Annotated in this window: 3 protein-coding genes; all 3 read left to right on the top strand. The window is 40.4% G+C overall.

Features of this window, described 5'->3' with window-relative positions; translation table 11 throughout:
- Nucleotides 1–325: 325 nt before the first annotated feature.
- The 3 genes from U9O96_00950 to U9O96_00940 all read left to right on the top strand — a co-directional run bounded on the left by U9O96_00950 (nt 326) and on the right by U9O96_00940 (nt 2,303).
- Nucleotides 326–898 carry a plasmid pRiA4b ORF-3 family protein gene (locus tag U9O96_00950; protein ID MEA2053678.1) on the top strand — a complete coding sequence of 191 codons (573 nt, stop codon included), beginning with the start codon at nt 326–328 and terminating at the stop codon, nt 896–898.
- A gap of 35 nt (nt 899–933) precedes the next feature.
- Entirely contained in the window at nt 934–1,305 is a 372-nt protein-coding gene (locus U9O96_00945; GenBank protein MEA2053677.1) for a hypothetical protein, read from the top strand.
- A 62-nt stretch (nt 1,306–1,367) separates the two neighbouring features.
- On the top strand, nt 1,368–2,303 hold the full coding sequence (locus tag U9O96_00940; protein MEA2053676.1) for a hypothetical protein: 936 nt from the start codon (nt 1,368–1,370) through the stop codon (nt 2,301–2,303).
- Nucleotides 2,304–2,684: the final 381 nt, after the last annotated feature.

Genomic DNA, 2,684 nt, shown 5'->3' with positions numbered 1-2,684 from the left:
CCCGAAAACTCTGTTTTCCATCCCTCGTTTTCCTCCATCTGAAAATTTTAGAGGAATAGATTGTTTCTTCTCGTCACCCGAGGAGAAACAATTAGGTTACAAAATGGAGCTTATTCGTAGAGACTAAGGAAGGGATAAAGATTTTAAAGGAATTGCGTTTTCAGTTCAGCAGAAAGAAGCCAAACCCGTAGGAAACAGCGGGAAAATGGATGGAATTCCCGCGGCGCACCTTTCGCTTAGGCGAGTAGAGACGCTCCAGAGTGGGAAGCTTCCTGCAAATATAGATGTTGAGCTGGTGAAAAAGATTACCCGAGAGGGGTGAAAAATGAAAATATTGCAGTTAAAAATTGGGTTAAATGGCATAAAGCCGGCCATATGGAGAAGATTTTTGGTGGAAGATTCCATTAGTTTTCATGAATTGCATGGAATTATCCAGATCGTGATGGGCTGGGAGAATTATCATTTGTATGAGTTTGAAGTTGATGATACCCGTATAGAAGCATCTAGCAAAGGTTTTTTTGTTGATGCCGTGTGGATCGCTTTCAGGCCCAAAGCCAAAAAAACTAAACCTGCAACTAAAACGAGGTTGAACGATTTTATAAAGACAGAAAAACAAAGATTTTATTATCTATACGACTTTGGTGATAAATGGGAGCACGCAATTAGAGTTGAGAAAATTCTAGAAAAAGACGATTCTCAAAAGTATCCTGTTTGTATTGCTGGGAAGAGGGCATGCCCTCCAGAAGACTGCGGTGGTGTATGGGGGTACCAGGAACTTATGGAAATACGGAAAGATAAAAATCATCCTGAATATGAGGAAAGAATTGTGGAATGGCTGGGAGAAGACTTTGACCCAGAGCATTTTGATGTTGACGAAATTAATAGATTGCTTAAGTGATGGCATTTGGGAATCATGTTTTATTGGTGATAATGATGAGTAAAAAGGTTTGGGTAAGGCAGTATAAGGATATTCCAGAAAAAGAGCGCGAGCGCCTTGAAGAGAGGCTGCGCAATTATGCTAAAGAAGAATGGAATACGATGATCAGAATTCGCTTTCGGGGGCGCTTTGCCTATATCGATGCGATAGATCCAGATGCGCCAGGAAGGCCAACGCATCTCTGCCGTCTGGAATGGCTTGGTAATCCTGATAGTTGGAGATTTGCCTTCTATAAGTACAGTGATGAAAGATACGCACCGTGTGTAGGATCGCGAGGCACTTTTGAAGTGACGGCCGAAGATGCTTTCGACTGCTCGGCGGGATGCTATCTACCCGAAAGGAGAAAAAGGAGAGGACGGAAAAAATAAATGATGCGATGAAAATTATGATCCCAATTTATCATGATGTGGATGGATGATGGAGGGAGAAGATGAAAAAGAATGCAACAGGAAAGGAAGGAGAAACTGGAATAGGATGGGCTAGTGGTGAGGTAAATAAAATTATAGGCAATGAAAAAGAATATAGGGATGTGCTTTTTGCTATTGAAAGCGCTATCGTTTCACGCGATGATGAAAGCGAGATAGAAGATGTGGACGTGATGCATTCCTTGAAAAATCTCATTGAAGACCCGTGGAAGGAATATGGTAAAAGGAGCATTGAATGGAAAATCCAGAAAAATTTGAAGGTTCATGATCGAGAGTTGGGTGAAATAAAGGCTTGCCTCCACTACGTTCTAGATAGCGTTAGAAACCACCATGATTTTGGTCCCCGCGGTTATCTAGATTTCATAAGAGATTGGTTGTATCCTTCTGAATCCGAAGAAGATCTCGATCAATTATTGCACGGCATGGGTATGCCAACCCCTGATGAACTAATGTATCTTTATGATAAATCGATGAAAGAAAAATATGATTCAATCCCAATATCTTTGAATATAAAAGTGACGACTCTGCTCAATAAATATCCGATCCAGTGGATTGATGGCATTTGTAGGGCGTTGGGCATCCCAGTTGAACAGGTTAAGAAGGAAAAGGTGTCGGCCATCTCCGATATGATATCAGATGCAGCCAAACTGAAAGAGATTATCAACAACTTATCCGCCGATTCTCAAAAAATCCTTCATTTGGTATACGGAAATGGAGGCTGGGTTAGCTATGAGAGATTAGCACGAGAATTTGGTGGAGAAGAAAAAGATAGCTGGTGGTGGGATGAAAAACCGCCTTCTTCACCAATTGGACATCTCCGCCTGCGCGCGTTACTGGGAATCGGAAATTCGAGGAGAATGGATAAAGTTGTGGTAATACCGATGGAAGTCATGGAAGGATTGAAGAGGATATTGAATAAGAGTCTGGGAGAATTTGGATGACCACATTATTGCGCAATAGAGGAAGCTGCTAATGTTGGATGGGAATGGAATGGAAGAATTGAAAGCAGAGAAATCATGGTAAAAGATTTTAAATGCAAATGCGTTAAGGGTAGTGACAACAATAACAACAGTATTCGAGGTTAAAAATGAAAGTTGAGATTCCAATTTATCATGATGTTTGGATGGATAATGGAACTGCATGCAGAGAGATGAAAAATGTTAAATGCTGTTAAGAACCTAGGAGAGTTCGTTATCAATGATGAATCGTTAAGTGATGAGACTATTCTTGTAGAAAAATCTAAATTAAGCAATGTGAAAAAAGTTATTTGTGTTGTGTTTAGAAAGGAGAACAACAACCTTTCATTTGATAAAGTCCACATA

The organism is Candidatus Thermoplasmatota archaeon (assembly GCA_034660695.1).
Classification (GTDB): Archaea; Thermoplasmatota; E2; order UBA202; family DSCA01; genus JAYEJS01.
This window is presented reverse-complemented; position numbering and strand designations above follow the sequence as displayed.

What these genes read in the sequence shown, in the direction of transcription:
- U9O96_00950 (MEA2053678.1), top strand. Translation starts at nt 326, where the DNA reads ATGAAAATATTGCAGTTAAAAATTGGGTTAAATGGCATAAAGCCGGCC.
- U9O96_00945 (MEA2053677.1), top strand. Translation starts at nt 934, where the DNA reads ATGAGTAAAAAGGTTTGGGTAAGGCAGTATAAGGATATTCCAGAAAAA.
- U9O96_00940 (MEA2053676.1), top strand. Translation starts at nt 1,368, where the DNA reads ATGAAAAAGAATGCAACAGGAAAGGAAGGAGAAACTGGAATAGGATGG.